The sequence below is a fragment of the Chryseobacterium sp. FW101-FHT12H09 genome, from assembly GCF_058790395.1.
Window position 1 is genome coordinate 21,543 of sequence record NZ_JBYTCP010000001.1, and the last position, 22,045, is coordinate 43,587.

A 22,045-nucleotide genomic window follows, 5' to 3' on the forward strand; every position below is an offset into this window, starting at 1 on the left:
ATTTATAGTATTCGTATCTTAGGTCACCTAAAATGAACTATTATGATAAAATTCACGCCGGAAGAAAAACAATTAATCCTAGCTGCTATTAACTATGAAAAAATATTACAAGGTAGGGCTGATGATGAAGAAATTGAATGGGTAGAAGAAATTGAAGAAGAAATTGGAAAGGAAAATATATTTCTATCAAGACATCAACTAGATTCTATTGTTATTTATTTAGCAGTCCTTTTAGATCATAGAGATCTTTATGATAGTGGTTCTGTTCTAGCACTTGAAAGTAAGATTGAATACTTAAGCAATCTTACTTAAATGAAAATACGCCTTGTTAAGCGAAAAATTTCCCTCTGTATTTGGGTATAATTTGTATATTCGATAGTTAAAAAACTAACATGAACATATTTATTAGCTGGTCTGGAGAGACAAGTATGAAAATCGCAAATGAATTAAAGGAATTTATTCCGAAAATTATTCAATCCGCAAAACCATATTATACAGCTTCTGATATTGAAAAAGGAGATAGATGGGAATCTGAAATAAACCTAAAATTGCAAGAAAGTTTAGTTGGATTAATATGCCTTACTCCTGAAAATACAGAGAGACCATGGATACATTTTGAGTCGGGGGCACTTTCTAATCGGCTAGAAAAATCAAAAGTTTGTCCAATTTTATTTGGATTAAAAAAGGGAGATGTTACTGGTCCACTAGCAAGGTTTCAAATGACAGACTTCAACAAAGTTGATTTTTATAAGCTTGCACAATCAATTAACTCATCCATGGATGAGTTAAAAATCGAAGAAAAATTACTAAGAGAATCCTTTAAAGCTTTCTTTCCGCAATTTGAGAAGAAAGTCAATGCTATCATCAAAAACAGCAATAAAGAATTTTCACCACAAGAGAACTTAGACAATAATATACCTAAAAAAGCATTAAACGAGGAAAGAGCAGATAATACGGAAATTTTGCGTAAACATAAAGATGAAGTGCAAGATTTACGAAGCTTATATAAGTCCGAACTCGCTATTAATATTACCAAAATTGATAAATTGGAAAAATTATTGAGTGAAAAGGAAAAAGAAATAACAAATATTCTAAAAGAAAAGACAGAACAAGAGACTAAGCTTACACAAGAAATAAGTAATATACAGTCAAACGATGGTCATGTTTTTGCGATATGGCAGGACGAGAAACAAAAACTTTTGGATGATATTGAAGCCATTAAAAACGAGAGGGACAGTTTTCACGAAGCCGAAAACAAAGCATTTGGAGCATTAGTAGAATTACGAGATAAGTATGAAGAATTAGAAAATAAATATAACTCCAATAATAAAAATTAATACAATGGATCCAAAAAAAATTACCGCTCTTCTTAATGAGTATATCGTGCAAAAAGAGCTTATGTCTGACAGACATATAGAACATATAAAAGAATTACATATTACAGACCCTCATGAAGCTAAATTACATGCTGCAAAATATAGAATTATTATGAACACAGTCAATGATGACTTCCTTAATAAAGCAGCAGAAAAAATTGGAGTTGACTTAAGTGCGGAACATACTGGACAAAATCAAAGTAAAACAAGTGTTAGAGAGATACTAATTATAAATTTACTCCCATTTTTAGATCAGACAATTCTCAATAACTTCGATAAAAATTTTAATGATTTATTTAAATAAAAAAAACCACTAAATAGTGGTTTTTATATTTAAATAATTATTGTAAGCTTTTTCCATACTAATATTGTAAGGCTCTCGGCTATACTTCCGGGCAATTTCCATGAATCCTGCACCATTGTAAATTTCAGCAATTGTAAACCAATCTTTATTTTTAGTAGCTACCTTCAATCGCTGATCTGTGTCTATAAATTTGGCAATCTGCCATATTTGATTTTCCAAAGATTCTTTCGCGTGATCCCACATATTTCCAAGATTATCAAATCCAAGTCTTTTAAAATGGAATCCCATAATTTGGCCTAAACCGATAGATGTACTTTCCATAGCTGCATCTGGATTCTTTGAAAAGCATCATTAAAAGCCGGCCATTCTTTTGATTGAACTTCGACTTTATTAAGAGACCATTTGCCAGATGGTGCGTATGGATCTTTCTTTTTAAACCAAGAAGGTTCAAATTGAATCATCATGCAGCTGTAATGTTTCGTTGACATCTTTACAGGGTAATTCTATAAAACTATAGATCACCTGACTCATCATCAGGTGCTCCTGGGATTCTTCCTTGGTAAGGAAGCGCTCATCAGTCATCTGCTTAGAAGGCAGATCGTCTTTTAATAATTTCGCATACTTTTCTACGGCTGCTTTTCCGGCTTTGTCATTATCAAAACAAAAGATAATTTCTTCCAGTTCCTGAAGCTCTTTTATTGCGTTCACTATCTCGTCATTTAATCCATTGGTTCCAAAACAGCTTATCAGACTGTAATGGTCTCGGATTTCTTTGATCTGGAGTAATGAAGCTGCATCGATAATGGCTTCTGTCAGAATAAGTTTTGTGGTTTCTTTATGAGGGTAGCCCGGATAAATTCCAATACGGTTTTTCAGGTAAAAGTGCTTCCCATTCTCTTTATCTAAAATACTTCTGAAGTATAAACTAACAATTTCATTCTTGCTATTTTTCAGAGGGAACGCAATGCATTTATTAGCAAAGATACTGTAGCCTTTTTCTTTGGTTCTGTTGTTAATGAGTCCTTTATCCTGTAACAGACCTGCTTCCAAAGCTTTTTTTATTAATTCATCATTTTTCCTTTCTCCATGATGGAACTGCCCGGAGTTATAACCGATTTCTAAAAGACTATTGTCTAAGTTCCTTTTTTCTATATAACCTTTTGCAGGAACGCTGCAATACAATGCTTTTCTAAAGTAACTAAATGTATTTTCTAAAAAGTCCGTATCGGACAGACGATTATTTTTTTCTGTTCCCGATTTCTTATAATTGACATTTCGGAACTGATTAAACTTTCTGCTTTCTTGATTGCTTCGTGTTTCGTGAGTTTCTCGTAATCTTCTATGAACTGGATTACATCGCCTGTCTTTCCGCAAGCATGACATTTATAAAAGTTCTTTTCCAGGTTCACCTGTAAACTTGCTGTTTTATCATCATGCATAAAACATTTGAGCATTGAGTTTTTAGGCTCAAGGTTGTATTGCTGCAGAACTTCTGATAAACTTAATCGTTGTTTGATTGCAGAGATTTCCATAAAAGAAAAATATTTTAAAATTTTTACGTTCTCATATTTGTCCCCAAAGTAACAATTACGAGAATACAAAACAAGTCTTTTCCGAGATTTATATTTTTATCCTACTCTTATTTGTCTTAAATTCGCATTTATAAGATGTTTAATTCTTTAAAATCTCACTTATGACTATTGCGGAGCGTATAAGATTATACAGACAACAAAAAGGACTTTCACAAGCGGAACTTGCAGAAAAGTCTCAAGTGAATAACAAAAGCCTTTCTCGTTACGAGCTGGGAAGTAGTATTCCGCCTGCGGATGCGCTTAAAAATATTGCCGATGCACTGGGGGTTTCAAGTGATGCTTTGCTGAACGATGAAACAGTTTCTATTAAAGACATCGAACTCTTGAAAAAATTTGAAGTAATACAGGATATGAACGAAGAAGATAAAGCTTTGATCACAAGATTTCTTGACCTTACTATTCGTGATTATAAAGCTAAAAAAGCTTATTCATAAAAAATATTGCAGTACTATAAAAAATAAAACCCACCGCGATTGCGGTGGGTTATTTTTATCTACTCAAAGTCACAGACTTTGCGTAGCGGGGATAGTAACTCCAAAATTATTATTCCAATAATTTTGATACATAAACAGTATCATATTCTTCAACTATACTTTTAAAAAGTTCAATTAAAAAAAGAAGTTTTGTTGGATCTCCAGCCGCATTAAATGTACTATTCTTTATAGAATAACCATACCAATCTGTTTCTGAGGACTCTATTAAAGAATACTCAATATGAACATTTTCTAGTAAAGTATTTACCAAATCTATTTTGACACTCCATCCCGGATTATCTATAGTTTCAATTTTTACACCATAAGAATGTTCCCAATCTCCATCACAATTAAGCTTATACCAACTTTCTAACCATTTAATTATATCCATATCTTATACTTTTTAATTATATCCATATCTTATACTTTGCTGTTTTATCTTGGTATCTCATTCGGCTCTGCAGCTCTAGCTCCTCCAGGAATATTTTTCCCTTGAACGTGAGGTGTAGGTATAGATTCACCTGTTTTTTTATTTACGTGTGGCGCACCAGGGCTACCGTCAGGTTTTCCACCATCATATCTTTTAGTAGGATTAAAATGTCCTGAATTTGTTTTTTCATATGTCTCATATTTGTGTATCTTTCCATTTGTACCTCGTTGAAAAGTTGTATGATCTCCTACAGCTTCGCGATTGGGTTCTAGTTTATTTGCGCCTCTTCCGCCGCCGCCTCTCGGAGTTGTAGCAACTATAATTACAGCATCAATAGTAGTAGTTCTGTTTTCAATAGCAGTAGCATCTCTACCAGTTGTTTCTAAAGCTCTTGAAACCATCACTCCGCTTTCTCCGTTCTTCCAGTAGTTTATATCATCAGCTTGTTTTCCAGGCATCAAATCATATGTATAATCATACGAAGAATCAGGAAGCATGGTTTTTCCATCATAGCCTGGAGTTCCTCCGGTATTTTTTGTATTTACAGATTGATATCGGGAACCTGACAGAAAACCCATCAACGCACCATCATCTTTATACCAAGTACCATTCGTATTGACAAAATCTCCATCGCTGTCACTCCAAGTCTGTCCATCACTTCCTCCTTCAGGTGGCCAAACTTGCATTCCATCGGGATCAATAAATCTAATTGGATTATTTACAGCATAAGCATATGTAGAATGTCTTCGGTATTTTTCGCTTAAAGGATCTACAACTCCCCATCTCCCGATATCGGGCATATAAAATCTTGCTCCATAATCATACATTCCCGTCTCTTGTAACTCTTTGCCGTTGTACTTATACTGATAAGCAGAATTACCCGCTAAACCATTATATCCATCATGCTTTAATCCAAATGGATAATAATTATTTTCTTCAATAACCTCCAATCCTGATGTACCCTTCTGATAACTCAATCTTACATTTCCTAAATGATCTATATAATTGTAAATGTACTTATTTTTTACAAAATCATAATAACCTTCGGCTGAAGGAATGAACTGTAATACGGCATCTTTATATTGAAATCCATCCAAATAATCTGTCTGAGTTATCATAGCTGAGCTGGCAGAAAAAATCTTCCGAATTTTTACACCGTCTGCTCTATAAAGGTTAGTGGTGTTTTTCTGTGTCTGACCTGGTTTTCCTGTTATTTTACTTGGGAGATTTAAAAAATTGTATTCAATTAATTCTAAATCTTTGTCCTTGTAACTGATCATACTCCCATTTAAATCATAACCAATTTCATTTGGAGCTACAAAATAAGGGTAACCTGTAGAGTTTTGTTGTTGCTCTGTTACTTTTGTCAGTTTGTTACCTGTATAATCATACTTAAGATTATCTATTAATTTTGTATTAGGATCCCCAGAAAGTACATCTGCCGATCTTTTCAGATTGGTAATGTTTCCATTAAGATCATATTCCATCATCTCGAAATATTCTTTCGCGGAAGGATTGGTGTCTTTTTGATAGAACCCAGCTACCAGTCTGTTCAGATTGTCATATACGTATCCATATCTTCTGAGATTATCATTAGGGACGGTAGAGGTTTTCCAGTCTACTTCTGCAATATTACCATTGTATTTTGGAAGTACTTTGAGAGTAGAATAATCCATATTAGGACTTTCTTGTCCCTCAACCTGATTGTATTTGATTTTGTATCCAAACAAATCACCTCCTAAGGCGTTAGGATCATTGATCTGGGTCACCCAACCTCTGATATTATATTTATAATCTACTTGCTGAAACGGAGCTGTAACAGTACCCCCTACCTTTTTATATTCTAATTGGGAAAGCTCGTTGTATTTGTTTCTTGCCAAAAACTCAATAGCTCCAGCACCCACCTGATGGCTATGAGATATAAGCCTGTTCTGATCGTCATAAGTAAATTTTTCTCTTATTGTCTTTTCGGTATCTGTAGCGAGTCTTTTATGTTGGGTTAAAATTTCTTTCACTACTCCTGAAAAATCCAATTGTTTTTCTACATTGGTATATCCTCCCAAATGGTTAAGTGTAAATTCTCTTATAGACCTTCCTTTAAGATCGTAATAAAAATAGTTTTTAGTCCAGCTATCATCTTCGATATTCTTCACGAAACTGGAAACAGGCAGGCCTTTTGTACTCCGCCCGTATTGTTGTACATCCGAAGGAAGTACAGTTTGGTCGAATACCAAAGTAGGAAAAGGATCACCTGTGAGATAGGAATCATAATAATTAACAGATAATACAGTTTCTATATCCACAAAATCCTTACTGTAATAAATTTGCATTCCGTTTTTGGTAAATCCCTGCGCATTTCTATATTCAGTAATTACATAATTGTTCAGTAAACTCTGAAGACTTGGTCTGCCTTCTAAAGAAGAGAAAATCCCGGTATAAACCACACGCCCCAATAGATCATACTTTGTTACAAGCCATTTATTGATCTTGCGCAGCTCAGCATCTTGTGTCAAAATGAGCCTGTCTGCTTTGTCATAAACCATGTATTCCAGCCCTTTTCCAGGAATCTTCTTTTCTACCAGTCGTCCTTTTCCATCATAACGGTATTGGTAACAAAGATCGTTTAAAGTAGTATCGGCAATCTGTAATCCCACACCCAAACCTTTAATGGCAAAAGAAGCCTTTGGTGGAATTACAAATGCAAGTTGACCATATTCATTATAGATATAATAGGTATCTGCATTATCTGTCGCATTAATTACTTTTCTCACCAAAACGGTTTGTCCTCGTCCATTTTTAAATTCTATCGTTTCATTACCATCTTCATCTTTTACAGAGTTTTTATAAAGCTGATTGGCTTTGTAAAATCCATTTAAAGAATTAGAATCATTAGATACATTTAATACAGAAGTAGTTATGTCTCCTATAGAAGTCGTGGTTGTAACATACTTTCTGACATCTATTGAGGTATTTGTGGCATACTCAAACTTTACAGGTTTACCATTCCAAGCGGTCCCAACTTGTTTTTGTTCTAATAATCTGTCAAGAGGCGAGTTTTCAAGCGTTTTCTCTGAAAAGGCTTTTTCTCCTTGATAAATTCCAGCTGGATCACCCACTGGAAAATCAATCAAATCTGAGTTCTGTCCATAAATAGCTCCATTGGTTGTTGACTGTTGAGGAACTGGAAGATAATCCCTTGTCTGTCTTCCAAATCCATCATATAGAATAGGAGTTACAACGTCTTTTCCTGTTGGAGAAGCCTTCACATTAACGATCTGCTTTGACCTCCCTAATCCATCAAAATATTGTACGGTACGTATTTTTTTTATATTTATTGTGTCTAGGTGAGTTATCGACTCGATATAATTTTGCGTACCGGTCTGTGCATAGGTCTGACTTGCTATAGATAACAGGCCAAACACGAATAGAGCTTTTATTATTAAGTGTCTTTTCATTATCTATATACTTTACTTTTGATATTGGAACATAAAGTTTAATGAAGTAGAAGATGATGCATCAACAGTTCCTGAAATTAGTCTTACAGTACAATTTCCAGATGTATCTATGAAAACTTTCCATTGGCGTCCACCTGAATCATATGTTATGTCCCTATTAACACTAGGAACACAGCTTGTGCCTACTTTACCTATATTTATGCCATTCGTCCAGCTTTGCCAGATACCGTAACTGGAAAACGATACATAAAAATTCACATCATTACCTACTGAGTTTGTTGAACTATAGCTAAACTGAGGATTTATTGCAAATGTAAATGCACAAGAAATTACTGGGATACAAGGACCATTTAGATTTGCGACATTCTGACCATTACTATTTATATCATCCAATGCTTTTTGATTGGCTGCCAATTCACTTACATCAGAAAAATACGTACCTGCAGGAACTATATAATTGTAAGTGCCCCCAACTGTATTTCCGGTGCAATTTGTTCTTGTAAATATTTGACTTTTTTCAGTATTTGGAATAGGGGAAGACGAAGGACTTGCATATCTATATTTGTATTCCTTTAGTATTTTATTATTTGAATCAACAATTTTTTCCAATCTGTTGGTTGTATCATATTTGTAATATTCTCTAATTCCGGAAGGAGGTGTAACACTAGTGGTTCCTATTAAGGGATCATTAGTGTAGGTTGTAATTTGATAATTGTTAAGATTAGTATTTTTTCTTAGATTATCCCCTGCTTCCAATAGTTCTGCCTCTTTTAATGGATTTGCAGCATCACTATTTGATAATGTAATAATATTCTGAACATAAGTTATAATGTCACTGTATTTTGTACCTTCTATTTTTGCGATTGGCATTGTTGAGTTGTAGCCCCAAATAATAGAAACAGGCATTCCCTCTTTATTTGTATATTGGATAAGGTTTCCTGTAGCATCATATTTATCTAATGTTACTTCTGTAAAAGAATTATTATTGTTTGAAATGTCATATGACAGTATAGATTTAGGTAGTACAAAATTTCCTACTTGAGGATCAGGTAACGAGGATGGATAAACTTTCTTTGTTTTTGATAACATTTTTGTAACTCCATTACTTGTTTGTGTAATAATTGTTTCCAGTGGTATTCCTACCATATTTTTATTGATCATTAATTGATTGCCACCCTCTTGTGCATAATTATAACTTGTTTCTTTAATGACATTATCAGGATATGTAATTTTTTGTGTACTAGGCAAATATTTATTATTGTAAGTATTCAAGGTAGTCGTTTTTACAAAATTGCTAGATCCTGGGGGGAAGTATTCTTTTGTCGTGGCAGATTCTAATAACGATCTATAGAGATTCACACTATAGCTATGAATAAGTCCACCAAATGGTGGATAATTATCTTGTGAGCCACCAAATTCAGGTGTAAATCTAGTGACAGGCTCTAAAATAGCTCCAGAGATAAAATAAGTGTTTAAGTTATCAGGATAATTAAATTTATAATTATAAACTGTTTCTTTTAGTAAAGAATTATTATTATCATAATGACTCTCATTAACAAGATTACCATTTCCAATAATCAAAGCTGAACCTCTGGGTATCATACTTAAACAGGTAGGACTATAGGTATTAGTGAAAAAAGATTCTGTTCTTCCTTTTCCGTCTACTTTTTCGATAACTTTAGAATAACCAACAAGACCTCCTTGTGGAAGCGTAGATACTCCCTGAGATTGTGCTCCTTCAAAAACCGAAATTTTAAAAGGATGGTCTGGAACACCAATATTGGGAATATATACAGTAGGACAAGCTGTATTGGATAAAATCTGATAACTATTTCCTCCTTTCACAATATAGCATCTATTCTCTACTTCATAAAATTTTGGAAATTCAGATAAATTACCATTCGATATAATTTTTGTTCCGTTATCTATAGACTCATCATAGATATAGTTCTTAATTAGGGGATTCGATCCAACATTTTCTGTTGTTTTGATACTTTTAATTCTTATACCTCCCCCATAACTATAATTGCGCTCAACACCAGGACTTACATTATCCAGTAATGATTGTATCGGATAATTAGAGAAAGTATTAGGTTCATATTCAAATTCTGTTTTTCCGCCTGTTGGATATTTTATACTTGTTAAAAGACCTGCCAGTGAATACAGTGATGCTCTTCTATCGGATAAATAATGTTTATTGTCAGTAGTAAAGTTGACATGCCGTATTTCATTGTCTGGAACAGGTCCTGGATAATAAACAGATGCATTGTACCAATATCCTGATTGATCTTGATTGAATGAGTTAACTGTAAAAGGACTACTTCCTTTTATATATTTATCTGGATTAGGAATAAAGCTATCACTATTAGCCTGGCCATTATAGTACCCCCAAAAATCCGAAGAAAAGCTTAGTTTATTGGGTAAATTGTAAGTAGAATTATAATCAAACAAATATTTTTCATTGGTTATTGACTCTGTCAAACCTAGTAATCGAAGTCTGTGTGTAAATATTTTATTATTTGATGCTCCAAGCCAAGTAACTAAGGAATTTGTATCTAGATTGTCGGTTGCAATGAAGTAATCATAATTAAAATCAAACTGTTTTATTAATTTATAATTATTATAGATCTTAATAGAAGATAGTTTTTTGGATTTATTAACATCTTCTCTATCAACCCAAACAAATTCTATTCGACCATTAGAAAACTCTATTTTTTCGATAAAACTTTCATCGATTGTCTGTTTATTACATTGTGTCAAACCCGGAGAGCTATTTGTGAAATGTGGATTACTTGGGTCATTGGGAGGATAAGTATAACTATATCTTGTCGTCCTACATCCGGCTATTCTATCAGCATGCAATTTAGCTGTATAATAAAAATTAATTTTTCTTCCTTTAACGTCTTCTATTTTAGATAGATATTGAGAAACTCCGGTAATGTAAGTTCCTGTAAGTGGTGTACTAATTTCTTGTACACTGTCAAAATAATAACTAAGGCCGGTTTCATCAATAACTGTAAATTTGTTTGCACCATTAGAATGTGGAATAAAGCTTCCTGAGCTAGGAATTAATTTAAAATCTATATTTGGCTGTTCTGCTATTGCAAATTTTGGATAATCAGTTTTAGTTGTTTTCGGCATATCTAAATATGCTTTATAGCTTTTAGTCGGAAGATTGATTAAAAACAAATCAGGTTGAAAATCATCTCCAGGATATAGAGTGCTATAATTTGGGTCTGTAATTAAACGAAAATTATTAGTATAATAAGAGCTTACAGCAGTGCTGTTATTCCAAGGAGGTGTAGGGCATCCTGATATTGAGCCAATATAGCCACTAGCACTTTTAGGGTAAATATTATAATATCCATTTGTACTAAAATCATTACTTCCCGCTATAATATGAGAAACCCGCCCTCCCGCGTTCAAGGACCATCCGAGTCCAACAGAAGAAGCTTCATCATTTACTTTAATTCCCCCTGCGTGATATGAAATAGATATTGGAACTTCTATATCCCCTTCTTTGATTGTGTAAATAGGGATACTGATATTAGGCACTCCTGTATATAAAGAAATCGGAGTTTCAGAGTACCTGAACAGTGCTGCAGCATTAGGAGATTGGACAGCTGTATTATTAACAGTATTCTGTATAATTGACTGTGAATTAGCTAATATTACAGTGAAAGTTGAAATTAGAAGTATTGTTTTTTTTATTTTGAGCATTTGTTTCTACCTTTTAATAATTTTAGCATTCGCCGTTTTATTAGTATCCGTTTTGATCACTACCAAATATGCTCCCTGAATAAGGGATTGAGTATTAATCTTCGTCACTTTATTCTTCGTTTTAAAGTTTTGTAGTTGTCTTCCACCCATATCATACAAAGTAATATCAGCTTCTTTGAAATCATATCCAATTTCTACATAAGCATAATCTGACACAGGGTTAGGATAGATCTTGATATCTTGTTTCTCTATTAACTGATCCAATTGTTTATCACCCAATTTCACGATCTTCCAGTTCTCCTTTCCTAATTCCTCAGCACTGGTTCCTGCCAAGATGATTGAACCATCTCTGTTGAGTTTGATATCAGATAATCTTTCTTCTCTCTTTCGGGACTCCCCTTCCACATGTTTCCTCCACTGTTCATTTCCGTTTTGATCCAGATATAGCATCCAGAATTTCTCATCATCAGCTTCTATTTTTCCTTCGGCCTGAGTATAACCACCAAGTAAAACTCCTTTCGTTTTATCATCTGCGGAATGAATTGCGCTCATTCCCATAAGGATATCTCTATTCTTAAAATTGTAAGATTTCTGCCACTGCTCATCACCCCTTTCATTTAAAGAGATTAACCAAACATCAGTTCCTTCCTCGATTCCTACGGTTTTATTTCCTGATCTTTCAGATCTTGATTCTCCACCAACGATATATCCATTTGAAGTTAAAGCGACTGTTCTTAAATGATCATCTCCTTTGCCTCCATAATTCTTTTCCCATTCTACTTTTCCGTCTTTATTAAGCTTAATGATCCAGTAATCACCTTCACCAAAGTTCTCAGTTTGTTTTGATCCTCCAATACCGCTTCTTGAATAAATACCCACTAATGCACCACCATCTTTTGTAGGAATCATCTTTTCCACTTCATCAAGCCCTTTCCCTCCTAAAACAAGTTGTGAGGTTTCTTTTCCGTTTTTATCAAGTTTGATGATTAAGATATCTTTTGAGCCATAGCCTTTAGTTGAGTTTTGGACATTACCTGCTACAAAAAATCCAAGATCGGTTGTTTGAATAACAGCCCTGGCTTCTTCATCAGCAGAAGTTCCTAAAGTTTTCTGCCATAATTCATCTCCGAACTCATTGATTCTGATCAGCCATATGTCTGATCCCCCTTTAGAATCTTCTTTCTTATCTAAACCTTTACTAGAGTAAGAAGTACCTGCTAATAAATTCCCTCCGTCTTGTGTAGCTACTGTAGATGATAGATAGTCATGGTTATTCCCTACAAAGAACTTTTCCCAAACTTCCTGACCCTGTTGATTGAGTTTTACCAAATGAAAATCGTAACCATTGTTTTGTTTATCTTCAGTTTTAGAAGCCTGAATAGCGCTTCCAGTAATTAAATACTGCTGATCTATGGTTGTCGTCACCTGGCTTAGAAAATCCTGAGTACTGGATTTGATATTCTTTTCCCAGACTATCTCCTGTGCTGAGAGGCCTAGGCTTATGCATAAAGTACATGCACCCATGTAGAGTTTTTTCATCTGTTTATGTTTTATATTTTTAGTTTTATTTATATTGATTTAAAACCTTGCAAATTTAACTTTTTTTTAGCATTTGTTAATTTTATGTTAAAATAATTTAATATGAATTTCATCATGCTTAATTATTCATTCACAAACCACTATTCCTTATCCCATTGCAAAAGTAGTACACCAAAGCGCCAAAACATGTCGCATAAAATCTAACTTTTCCTTAAACAATGTCAGGTCTTTTTTTAATAGTTAAAGTTTTATAATTTTGCCCTATTATAGCCTTTACGGTACATATATAGTTATTCATTTGCAAAGAATTTTCATGAAAATACCTATTGAACTAGAAGACCAATATGTAAAAAACGTCCTTTACAATATTTCCCTTCTAAACCTTCCGGGTGAAGAGTGGAAGCCTATTGAAAATTTTGAAAACTATGCGATTTCCAACTATGGCCGTGTGAAAAGCCTTGAACGTTGGATTACATCACTAAACGGGAAAGAGCGGAAAGCACCGGATCGGATTATGAAGTTACAGTTCATGAAATTTTTCAACAAATATCTGAATGAGAACTTTTATAATATCACTTGTCTGTTATCATCGGAAGGAAGAAGATCCCGAAAGTCAGTGCCACGTTTGGTGTATCATCATTTTGTTGAAAAATTTGATGTAAAAGATAACTCATTTTTTATATCGTTTAAAGATGATAATCAATTTCATGTACATTCTAGTAATTTAGAGAAATTATCCGTAAGTGATGTTCATTACAAAACATTGAAATCCGGCAGAGGCAATAAAGGTGATTATGAACAGGCAGTAAACCAATACACTCCTACTGGTGATCTTGTTGCTTCTTTTGAAAGCATTTACGACGCGAGTGAAGCTCTTGGTATTTCCCACACCAACATCCTACCTGTGATTAACAGAAAAAGACTGACTGCCGGTAAATTCCGATGGTTCCCAAAAGAATATACACCTACAAAAGAAGACTTCAAGTGATCTCATATAATTAGTAATCATAATCCTGTTGTTCTTTCTATTGTCAAGGGTAGCATGATATTCCGTTACTTTGAAGATCGGCAATTTTCATAGGTTTCAATTAATGCTTCTGCTACAATTTTTGGATCTTGTTGATGGATTCCGTGACTGTAAAGTGGCAATAAAATCAATCTACTGTGTTGGTTATTTTTTATCATTTCCGCATAATGATCAATTCTAAGATAATCTAATTCTTTCCACCAAGGACTTAGATGGATACCCAAGTTCAGATTTTTATTCATTTCTATTTCATAATCTTCTATATGCTTATTATAAGAAATCATTATTGTTACGGGAATATCTTTTAGTGGTGATAAAGATGTGTATCTTTTAAAGAATACAGGTGTACTTTCATTCTTTTCTCTTTCAACTTCAAATCTAAATCCATTTGAGATTGAAGTGTCTTTTAGTATATAATCGTAGTTTTTTATAAATAATTCTCTGTATCCCGTCTTGCTCAAAGTATTTAATTTTACTTTGTCATCTTCTGCCTGCGTTAGCATAAAATCTGTTGGATCTATGAAGAACAAACCGCAGACATCATTCGGATAAATTGAGGCATATAAACGAATAAAAGGTCCGCCAATGGAATGACCTACCAATAAATAAGGCGGCTTAATTTCTAATTTTGTTAATAAATCGTGAAGTCTTTTTATTACGTCTGCATCAGTTTTTAGGGAAGTATCGATTTCAGAGTCTGCAATTCCATTTCTATCATAAACAATACCTGCAAATCTTTTTTCAACGAATGAAAGTAAACCACCATAACCGCCGCCGCCAGAACCAAGCCCTGCTTCAAAAACTACAACTGGCTCATTGACTTTTCTGTTTTCAAGACCAAATGTTTTATATGTAATTTTTTTATTATTAATTGAAACAAATTTTCTTTCAGACGTTTGCGAAAAGACCAAGTTATTTGAAAAGAAAATTATGAATATAAAAATTATTATTGATTTCATCACTTTTTGTACCTATTGTCTGTTTTTAAAATTACCGCTACTGTCCAAATTTACTCAATGCTACAATATGTACTGTACGCAATTGCGCTAATGTTGTTTAAAATTTTTATTGACTATTTATTAAATCATCATGTTAGAATTTGTCATATTTGGATAAATGCATAAATCCAAGTATCCTTGAGTAAGTAGTCAACCTATTTTATCTGCGTATATTTATGGGAAAGTCTGTTCAGCCGGTCCAATTTTACAAAGTATAGATCCAACAAATCATAAATTGCTTTCTGATCTTTTCCTGAGACTTTGTTATCCCAATCTGTATTAACAATCAGATATCTTCCCATTTTTTTGTCTTTAAAGAACCAGATAACGGAATTCAGTCCGGGGTCACCACCTGTATGTCCAAAATTACCAGTAGAGCCAAAGCCCATCATAATACCCATATTATATTCATCACTATACTCGCTGGAGCTTCTGTCAATGAAATTCTCTTCCTTTAGTTGTGGTGTAAAATATTCTTTATAACTCTCTTTAGAAAGAAGAGTTCCTTTACCAAAATAGCCCTTCATAAGTTCACAAATATATTTACTCATATCTGCTGACGTTGTGAGTAGGCCGCCGTCAGGATAAGTATTCAGGGAGTAGTAAGGGTAAGGTGTTGTTTTATTCATGAAGGTCCTGGTATATTTAGAAAACTTTATCTTATCAAAGCTCCATCCCGAATGATCCATTTTTAAAGGTTTTAAAATGTAATTTGCCGTAAATTGGGCGTAGCTCATTCCTGTTGCTTTTTCAAGTACTAATGCAGCAAGTGTTGCTCCAATATTGGAATAATTAAATATAGTTCCTGGTTTTTTATCCGTAAAGTTGTCTTTTGAATACCATTTACCGTTTTCAACCAACACATTTTTTAAAAATTCTTCGATAGAAACTTTAGCAGAGGGAGGGTTAAATTTTGTTGGGGATATGTCAATTTTTAAGTTATCATCAAGATTAGTATCATCTTTCAAAATAATAGTATTCTTTAAATAAGAGTCATTATCTGTGATTGACGAGGTATGCGTTGCCAGCTGTCGGATTGTAATTGGGATATTTGGATAATTGGGATTAATTACATTGAAAGGTAAATATTTACTGATTGAATCATCCAGTTTTAATTTGCCTAATTCCTGAGCCTTTAGGATGGCAATTCCAATAAGCGTTTTTGACACAGAGGCGATATTTTGAACGGTTTGTTCGTTATACTCCTGATGGGTATCTAAATTAGCAATCCCAAATCCGTTCTGATAGAGCACATCCCTGTCATTAACCATGGCAACTCCAAATCCATTAAAACTTGTCGTTTTGCTTATTTTTTGTAATTGATCGGTAAGTTCGTTTTGAGTTTTTATAAATTCTCTTGAATGGTTGCTTTGTGCCGGGAACAAGCCGATCAGGAAAATACAGATAATATGACTTATATTTTTCATAAGGAGGTTTTTATTAAGACATTTCTCAAAGCTAAAATATTACATTTATATAACCTGGCTATTATGTGATAATACTTTTAAAAAGTCCATCTTTTGTTCAAATGCTCTAAAATACATTACTAAATTTTGATTTGGAAAAAAGCATCAAAGTGAATACCAACAGGACTGCAACAAAGATCATAAATTTACATTTAACTTATTTTAAACCACATACTTATAAAATTTCCCAGACTTAAAATGTGTTTGAATAACATATCGTCTTGTCCACTAAACAGATATTTGAAGAAAATATACTTATTATTTATTCGTATTTTTATTACAACTAATAACAGACAAACTCAATAATCATGAAGAAAACTATTTTCATAGTGTTCAACTTATGTAGTTTATCACTATTCGCACAAATAAAATCTCCTATACCCGATTATGAAAAAGATATGCCATCTATACATGGTAAAAAGCAGGTTTTTAATGATAAAATGCTTAATATCCTTTTTGCCAATAAGGTAGGGACAGCATTTGGAGGGACAAACGATTTAAGTTTACAAAAGTTTTTTGCCTCTTTAGATGCAAGTGAAAACTCAATTTCTATTGGAACTAATTTCGATAACAGAGATGATGAAAAGAAGAAATTATCTTTTGTATTTAGTGGTGGGCTCAAAATGAAAGCAAAAGATCAATTTTCCACATTTTATAAAAATGGCGACTTCCAAGAGAACAATGTAGGAGCTTTTTTTAAAATTACTTATTTATTTGACGGAATCATAAACTACACGGACAAACAAAATGGTAGTGATTTCATATTGAGAGAAAAGGCCATTCTAGAAAACAGAAAGCATCTGTATGAAAAATATGACAAAAAAGCGGATAAATATAACGTCGAGGAATATAATCAGGCAATAGCAAGACAAGAACAATTAATTGCTAATAACTCGGAAGCTTTAAAAATTATTGAGTTCTCAGAGAAAAAAAGTGATGAATTATATTTAGAAATGGCCAAAGAAGAAATCGCTTATATAGAAGATAATAAACTCTACAGAACTTTAAAGGATTGGTGGGTTTCTTTAGATATTTATGTACCATTTGGAGAAAATAAATATAAAACGACACCTAACCTAATCGAAAGTCCTTTGATAGATAAAAAATTTTATGCAGCAAGTGTTTCGTTATCTTTAAATTACATGAGAGTATACTCTTCAGGGCAGTCATTTTTCCTTAAAATCAAGGGGTCATTAAAAAACAATAACAATATAATCGTTGATGGTATTACATCATCGCCTTTTCAAACCATTACAAATGGTGCAAACAATATATCCGTTGTTACCAATACAGATGATGGATATATTACTAATTTTGATAGGTTCCTAACAACAACTTTAATTATCGAACCAGCAGTTTTTGTTTTTAATAACAGAATAGGATTTAGTCCTGCTATTGAATTCAATGGAGGGAAATATCATAAAACAAATTGGAAATTAGGTATACCAGTCAGTTTAAAAGATAAAGATGGGAAGCCTAAGGTTAACTTTGAAGTACAGTGGAAAGAAATAAACACATTTCAAACGTCAGATCATATAGTCGGGATCAGTGTCAATTTCTTATTTGGTGAGATGATCAATTAGTTTACTGAGAGAAACTCATTTGAGGAATGCGTCAAAATTGTAATATTATAAATACAAAAGATAGTTTATGAAAAAAGCTACCTAATTAGGTAACTTTTTTCATAAAAATATATTTTTTGCAGCAAATAGACTTTAATGAACTCCATGTCTATACAGTTATTATCGATGACGATATTGACATATCACCAACATTCAAATATTGCCTAGCTTTGTATTAATCCATAAAATGTAAGTACAAAAATAATTGCTGAGCCCAAGGCAAATAAAGACCATTTAAATCTTTTAATCTTAAAATACTCAATTGCAGCTAATATGGAGCAATCAAATATAAATCCGATAATTAAATATCTTACACTGAAATACAAAGTATATCCAAACATCTCAGATCCGTATCCCTCAATGATTGAAATAACGATCAGGGGAAGCAAGAATAGGAAAATATGATATATAATGTTGAAAATTATTATTTTTTTCATTTTTGATAGTCTTAAAATTTTACAACTGTTCTTTTTTCAGTAGTTTTAATCCATTCACCAGCTTTATTTTGTTGATAAACATCAACATTCGTATATGTTACATTAGTTTTATTTTCAAATTGTTTGTAATGCACATTTCTATTATACATGTAATTATTAATTGTATCGACTTGGTTACCAGCGACCGTAAATGTATTAACTCCTTCCCGTATTCTTACTTCTGTTTCAAAGACAGCACTGTTTTCTTCAGTACTACCTCCATGACCAGCAACATATTCGAACGTAAACATATCAACTTTCCCTCCGCCTAGCTTGGTTTGTAGTGCATCAGACAAATTTTTAACATACTCTAAATATAAATCCGGCCTTTTAGCAATTTTGTCGGGCTCATGCCAGTCATTTAAATGACCTATTCCATTAGCATACATATGATTACCATCTGAAAGTCGTGAGTGTGCATAACTATCACCAAAATAATGTAAGGCAGTTCCCAGTTCTTCATTAGTACTCGCGTTAGTCACCATACTTCTTCCTATATTTCGAGCATCTACGGACCGTCCACCATTTAGAGCATGCATACTTCTTTGAAGTACAGGATCCTTCCATGTACTAGGTGAAGACATTACTTCTCCACTCCTACTCATAATATTATCAGGAGCTTCAGTAAAATAAGCCAAAGTATAGGCATCTTTTCTACCCATAATGGTAGCCATTAAATAGACCGTCCAAAAATGTCCATCTGTTTCATACAACCCGTTTGTATCTATGTATTTCGTTGGGTTATTAAACGCATATCTGTATGGGCTCCAATCATTTGCTTTTTCTGCCAAAGGATCAACAACACCCCATCTTCCTAAATCAGGCATATAAAACCTTGCACCATAGTCATACATACCACTCTCCTGCATCTCTTTCCCATTATATTTATAACTGTAAAAACTTCCTAAATTCCCCTTAAAGCTGCCAATATGGTTTGCCCCAAAGGCATAATAATTATTGGTATCTCTGATTTCAAGTATACCATCATTATTTTTAGCATAGGTGACCCTAGCATTTCCTAAGTGATCCCGATACTGGTAAATATAACGATTTTCTATAAAGCTATAAAAGCCTTCTGCTGTTGGAATAAAATCAAGTCGCCAACCTGTTGGAATATTAGGGTCCAAAATAGGTCCTTTGAAAGCCTGCTCTTCATATGCAACTTCTGTCCTGCACCATAAGCATGGTGCCACATTTTCTAAAGCATTATATTGAAACCCATCCAAATAATCAGTATAATTATAGGTCGTAGACTGACCTCTCCCGCCACCCCTACTGTTTGTTTTACGAACTTTTGTACCATCTGCACGATACAAGTAGCTTAGACCGAAGCTTACTATGCCTCCAAATAGATCATTTTGCGTAATGGAATAGGCATCAGGGAGATTCAGGTGATTATATTCAATAAGAGAAATACCTTTATCTTTCATATTGGTCATATTTCCATTAAGGTCATAATCTATCATATTATTTCCTCCTTCATAACCTGTACTGTTCAGCTGGTTTTCAATTACCTGAATCAGACGGTTCCCTCCATCATAGATGTAATCCAGATTATCAACCAAAGTTGAAGTCTGCCCGGAAATCGGGATCGCACTTCGTTTGAGATTAGTGATATTACCATTTAGGTCATACGTAAGATATTCGTCAAAAAAATTACTATTGCCAGTCGTTGGTTCTTTATAAAACGCATTTTTCAACCTGTTCAAGTTATCATACTCATAATTATACCTTTTCAAGACCCCCTCAAATGAATTTTTCCAATCTATTTCTGCAATATTCCCATTAAACCTTCCCGGAGCTATATTGGAGCTTACAGGATTGTTATATTTTATTTCGTAGCCAAAAAACTTACCATTCAGATCAACGGGATCATTAATTTTGGTCATCCATCCACGGATGTTATACTTATAATCTATCTGCTGCAGGGATGAACCTGCAGCTGTTCCACCTACTTTCTTGCTCTCAATTTGAGAAAGTTCATTATATTTATTCTGGGCAAGATACTCAACAGCATTACTATTAACCTGATGGGTATGGGTTAATAACCTGTTCTGATGATCATAAGTGAAATTTTCAGTAATGATGGTATCCGTATTTGTATCTAATCTTTTATGAGTTGTTACTGTTTGCTGTACTGCACCGGCAAAATCAAATTTTGAGTCAACCTGTGTACGCCCTCCCAAATGATTAATAGAATAAGACCTGATGGATCGTCCTTTCTTATCATAATAAGTGTAATTCTTTGTCCAGTTATCATCCTCAATATTCTTCACCAGTTTCATGACAGGTAAGCTCTTGGTACTAAGGCCTTCTGCATTAGGGACATCTGTTAAAGGAACTTCTCCCAATACAGCAGTTGGAAAAGCCGGATTGAAATCATATCCAGGATATGTATCATAATAATTTATACTCAGAATGGTAGGAATCTCATTGACAAAAGCACTATCCGTATAATAAACCGTGATCCCATTTCTGGTAAATCCCGTAGAACTTCTGCTTTCTGTAATTATAAGATTAGCAATCTCATTCTGTCTGTCTACCCTTTCTCCCCCTGTTAAAAAGCCTGTATAAGCGACCCTGCCAAATTTATCATACTTAGTGATTAGCCATTTATTATTCTTCTTTTGATTGGTATCCTGTGATAATATTAGTCGGTTCGCATTATCATACACAAAATACTCTTTTCCCTTACCTGGAAGCTTTTTTTCTACCAAACGATTTCTGTTATCATATGTATACTGATAGCATAAATTATCCAGTACGATAGTAGGAACTATGGTGCCTGCCGTTAAATTCTTTATTTTATCAACTGCTTCAGGTGAAATCACATAGGCTAACTGGTCAAACTGATTGTAAACATAATACGTATCCGCACTCTGGGATACACTAATCATCTTTTTTACCAGTAAAACCTGGCCTTTAGCATTTTTAAACTCAATTGTTTTGTTGTTATCCTCATCGGTAATAATATTTTTATAGAGCTGTCCCGTTCCAAAACTTCCCGAAAAATTGATTTCAGATATAAAAGTCGTATAATTAAAAGAAGCTGAGTATTTTTTTACCTCGCCATCTATGTTTGCATCATAATTTAATATAATCGGCTTATCATTCCACGCTGTTCCCACATTTTTCTGTTGAGATACCCTGCTTAATGGTGAGCTTTCAAACTGCTTTTCAGCATAGATTTTTTCTGTTCCGTAAAGGTCATTTTGAGTAGCATTAATTAAAGGGGCTGAATAAATTGCCCCATTTTGAGTTCCGGGTTGAGGAACTGGTAAATAATCCATTGCCTGCCTTCCGAATCCATCATACTCAATATGGTTAACAACATCTCTTTCTTTAGGGGATGCCTTTACACTTACTGTTTGTTTAGGCCTTCCTAAACCATCATAATACTTAACAGTATTAAGCTGCTTTGCACTGGTACTGCTGGAAGTTACCGGTTCCAAATATGATCTTGTCTGTATATAATTTTGAGTATCACTAGGTGATGCTTGTCCATATGTTAATCCCGATAATAATATTGACCCTATCGGTAGTAGTATTTTTTTCATGGTTGATTTA

General features: G+C 33.6%; 17 protein-coding genes. 6 read left to right on the plus strand and 11 right to left on the minus strand.

The genetic code is table 11. The features are described 5' to 3' along the window. Positions 1–42: 42 nt before the first annotated feature. From AC3WRL_RS00095 to AC3WRL_RS00105, 3 genes are all read left to right on the plus strand, one after another. On the plus strand, positions 43–312 hold the full coding sequence (locus AC3WRL_RS00095) for a hypothetical protein (RefSeq protein ID WP_492329419.1): 270 nt from the start codon (positions 43–45) through the stop codon (positions 310–312). Positions 313–392: 80 nt separating this feature from the next. Further along, on the plus strand, positions 393–1,337 hold the full coding sequence (locus AC3WRL_RS00100; RefSeq protein ID WP_492329420.1) for a toll/interleukin-1 receptor domain-containing protein: 945 nt from the start codon (positions 393–395) through the stop codon (positions 1,335–1,337). A gap of 4 nt (positions 1,338–1,341) precedes the next feature. After that, positions 1,342–1,680, plus strand: coding sequence for a hypothetical protein (locus AC3WRL_RS00105; protein WP_492329421.1), 339 nt, complete (start codon positions 1,342–1,344; stop codon positions 1,678–1,680). A gap of 9 nt (positions 1,681–1,689) precedes the next feature. Here the strand turns inward: AC3WRL_RS00105 and AC3WRL_RS00110 are convergent, their stop codons facing one another. Genes AC3WRL_RS00110 through AC3WRL_RS00125 form a run of 4 tightly spaced genes read right to left on the minus strand, consistent with a single transcriptional unit; the run spans position 1,690 to position 3,212 of the window. Continuing rightward, positions 1,690–2,001, minus strand: a complete 312-nt coding sequence (locus AC3WRL_RS00110; protein ID WP_492329422.1) for an N-acetylmuramidase domain-containing protein — start codon at positions 1,999–2,001, stop codon at positions 1,690–1,692. Further along, complete coding sequence (locus tag AC3WRL_RS00115) at positions 1,977–2,144, minus strand: hypothetical protein (RefSeq protein WP_492329423.1); 168 nt, start codon at positions 2,142–2,144, stop codon at positions 1,977–1,979. Before AC3WRL_RS00115 ends, AC3WRL_RS00110 begins: the two co-directional genes overlap by 25 nt. Next, on the minus strand, positions 2,128–2,862 hold the full coding sequence (locus AC3WRL_RS00120) for a toprim domain-containing protein (protein WP_492329424.1): 735 nt from the start codon (positions 2,860–2,862) through the stop codon (positions 2,128–2,130). Before AC3WRL_RS00120 ends, AC3WRL_RS00115 begins: the two co-directional genes overlap by 17 nt. Positions 2,863–2,891: 29 nt before the next feature. Next, positions 2,892–3,212: a CHC2 zinc finger domain-containing protein gene (locus AC3WRL_RS00125; protein WP_492329425.1), complete on the minus strand. Its 321-nt coding sequence runs from the start codon at positions 3,210–3,212 to the stop codon at positions 2,892–2,894. Between the two features lie 161 nt (positions 3,213–3,373). Here AC3WRL_RS00125 and AC3WRL_RS00130 point away from each other — a divergent pair, with 161 nt between their 5' ends. Beyond that, positions 3,374–3,706, plus strand: a complete 333-nt coding sequence (locus AC3WRL_RS00130; RefSeq protein WP_492329426.1) for a helix-turn-helix domain-containing protein — start codon at positions 3,374–3,376, stop codon at positions 3,704–3,706. Between the two features lie 109 nt (positions 3,707–3,815). Here AC3WRL_RS00130 and AC3WRL_RS00135 read toward each other — a convergent pair whose 3' ends face one another. The 4 genes from AC3WRL_RS00135 to AC3WRL_RS00150 are packed head-to-tail and all read right to left on the minus strand — an operon-like array spanning position 3,816 to position 12,889. Beyond that, the gene (locus AC3WRL_RS00135) at positions 3,816–4,136 is read right to left on the minus strand and encodes an immunity 53 family protein (RefSeq protein ID WP_492329427.1); all 321 of its coding nucleotides are present in this window, start codon (positions 4,134–4,136) and stop codon (positions 3,816–3,818) included. 44 nt (positions 4,137–4,180) lie between these two features. Next, positions 4,181–7,630 carry a DUF6443 domain-containing protein gene (locus AC3WRL_RS00140; protein ID WP_492329428.1) on the minus strand — a complete coding sequence of 1,150 codons (3,450 nt, stop codon included), beginning with the start codon at positions 7,628–7,630 and terminating at the stop codon, positions 4,181–4,183. 12 nt (positions 7,631–7,642) lie between these two features. Further along, positions 7,643–11,350, minus strand: a complete 3,708-nt coding sequence (locus AC3WRL_RS00145) for a DUF5977 domain-containing protein (RefSeq protein ID WP_492329429.1) — start codon at positions 11,348–11,350, stop codon at positions 7,643–7,645. 6 nt (positions 11,351–11,356) lie between these two features. Then, positions 11,357–12,889 (minus strand): T9SS type A sorting domain-containing protein, encoded by a 1,533-nt coding sequence (locus AC3WRL_RS00150; RefSeq protein WP_492329430.1) that lies wholly within the window; start codon positions 12,887–12,889, stop codon positions 11,357–11,359. A gap of 313 nt (positions 12,890–13,202) precedes the next feature. Here AC3WRL_RS00150 and AC3WRL_RS00155 point away from each other — a divergent pair, with 313 nt between their 5' ends. Further along, the gene (locus tag AC3WRL_RS00155) at positions 13,203–13,877 is read left to right on the plus strand and encodes an NUMOD4 domain-containing protein (RefSeq protein ID WP_492329431.1); all 675 of its coding nucleotides are present in this window, start codon (positions 13,203–13,205) and stop codon (positions 13,875–13,877) included. A gap of 65 nt (positions 13,878–13,942) precedes the next feature. Here the strand turns inward: AC3WRL_RS00155 and AC3WRL_RS00160 are convergent, their stop codons facing one another. Together AC3WRL_RS00160 and AC3WRL_RS00165 are read right to left on the minus strand one after the other, a co-directional pair. Then, the gene (locus AC3WRL_RS00160; protein WP_492329432.1) at positions 13,943–14,875 is read right to left on the minus strand and encodes an alpha/beta fold hydrolase; all 933 of its coding nucleotides are present in this window, start codon (positions 14,873–14,875) and stop codon (positions 13,943–13,945) included. A gap of 194 nt (positions 14,876–15,069) precedes the next feature. Beyond that, positions 15,070–16,341 (minus strand): serine hydrolase domain-containing protein, encoded by a 1,272-nt coding sequence (locus tag AC3WRL_RS00165; RefSeq protein WP_492329433.1) that lies wholly within the window; start codon positions 16,339–16,341, stop codon positions 15,070–15,072. 347 nt (positions 16,342–16,688) lie between these two features. Here AC3WRL_RS00165 and AC3WRL_RS00170 point away from each other — a divergent pair, with 347 nt between their 5' ends. Beyond that, positions 16,689–17,963: a hypothetical protein gene (locus AC3WRL_RS00170; protein WP_492329434.1), complete on the plus strand. Its 1,275-nt coding sequence runs from the start codon at positions 16,689–16,691 to the stop codon at positions 17,961–17,963. Positions 17,964–18,450: 487 nt separating this feature from the next. Here the strand turns inward: AC3WRL_RS00170 and AC3WRL_RS00175 are convergent, their stop codons facing one another. Further along, positions 18,451–22,035: a DUF6443 domain-containing protein gene (locus AC3WRL_RS00175; RefSeq protein ID WP_492329435.1), complete on the minus strand. Its 3,585-nt coding sequence runs from the start codon at positions 22,033–22,035 to the stop codon at positions 18,451–18,453. Positions 22,036–22,045 lie beyond the last annotated feature (10 nt).

Coding starts and splice junctions, on each gene's coding strand:
- AC3WRL_RS00095 (WP_492329419.1), top strand. CDS start 43: ATGATAAAATTCACGCCGGAAGAAAAACAATTAATCCTAGCTGCTATT.
- AC3WRL_RS00100 (WP_492329420.1), top strand. CDS start 393: ATGAACATATTTATTAGCTGGTCTGGAGAGACAAGTATGAAAATCGCA.
- AC3WRL_RS00105 (WP_492329421.1), top strand. CDS start 1,342: ATGGATCCAAAAAAAATTACCGCTCTTCTTAATGAGTATATCGTGCAA.
- AC3WRL_RS00110 (WP_492329422.1), bottom strand. CDS start 2,001: ATGGAAAGTACATCTATCGGTTTAGGCCAAATTATGGGATTCCATTTT.
- AC3WRL_RS00115 (WP_492329423.1), bottom strand. CDS start 2,144: ATGATGATTCAATTTGAACCTTCTTGGTTTAAAAAGAAAGATCCATAC.
- AC3WRL_RS00125 (WP_492329425.1), bottom strand. CDS start 3,212: ATGGAAATCTCTGCAATCAAACAACGATTAAGTTTATCAGAAGTTCTG.
- AC3WRL_RS00130 (WP_492329426.1), top strand. CDS start 3,374: ATGACTATTGCGGAGCGTATAAGATTATACAGACAACAAAAAGGACTT.
- AC3WRL_RS00135 (WP_492329427.1), bottom strand. CDS start 4,136: ATGGATATAATTAAATGGTTAGAAAGTTGGTATAAGCTTAATTGTGAT.
- AC3WRL_RS00140 (WP_492329428.1), bottom strand. CDS start 7,630: ATGAAAAGACACTTAATAATAAAAGCTCTATTCGTGTTTGGCCTGTTA.
- AC3WRL_RS00145 (WP_492329429.1), bottom strand. CDS start 11,350: ATGCTCAAAATAAAAAAAACAATACTTCTAATTTCAACTTTCACTGTA.
- AC3WRL_RS00150 (WP_492329430.1), bottom strand. CDS start 12,889: ATGAAAAAACTCTACATGGGTGCATGTACTTTATGCATAAGCCTAGGC.
- AC3WRL_RS00155 (WP_492329431.1), top strand. CDS start 13,203: ATGAAAATACCTATTGAACTAGAAGACCAATATGTAAAAAACGTCCTT.
- AC3WRL_RS00160 (WP_492329432.1), bottom strand. CDS start 14,875: ATGAAATCAATAATAATTTTTATATTCATAATTTTCTTTTCAAATAAC.
- AC3WRL_RS00165 (WP_492329433.1), bottom strand. CDS start 16,341: ATGAAAAATATAAGTCATATTATCTGTATTTTCCTGATCGGCTTGTTC.
- AC3WRL_RS00170 (WP_492329434.1), top strand. CDS start 16,689: ATGAAGAAAACTATTTTCATAGTGTTCAACTTATGTAGTTTATCACTA.
- AC3WRL_RS00175 (WP_492329435.1), bottom strand. CDS start 22,035: ATGAAAAAAATACTACTACCGATAGGGTCAATATTATTATCGGGATTA.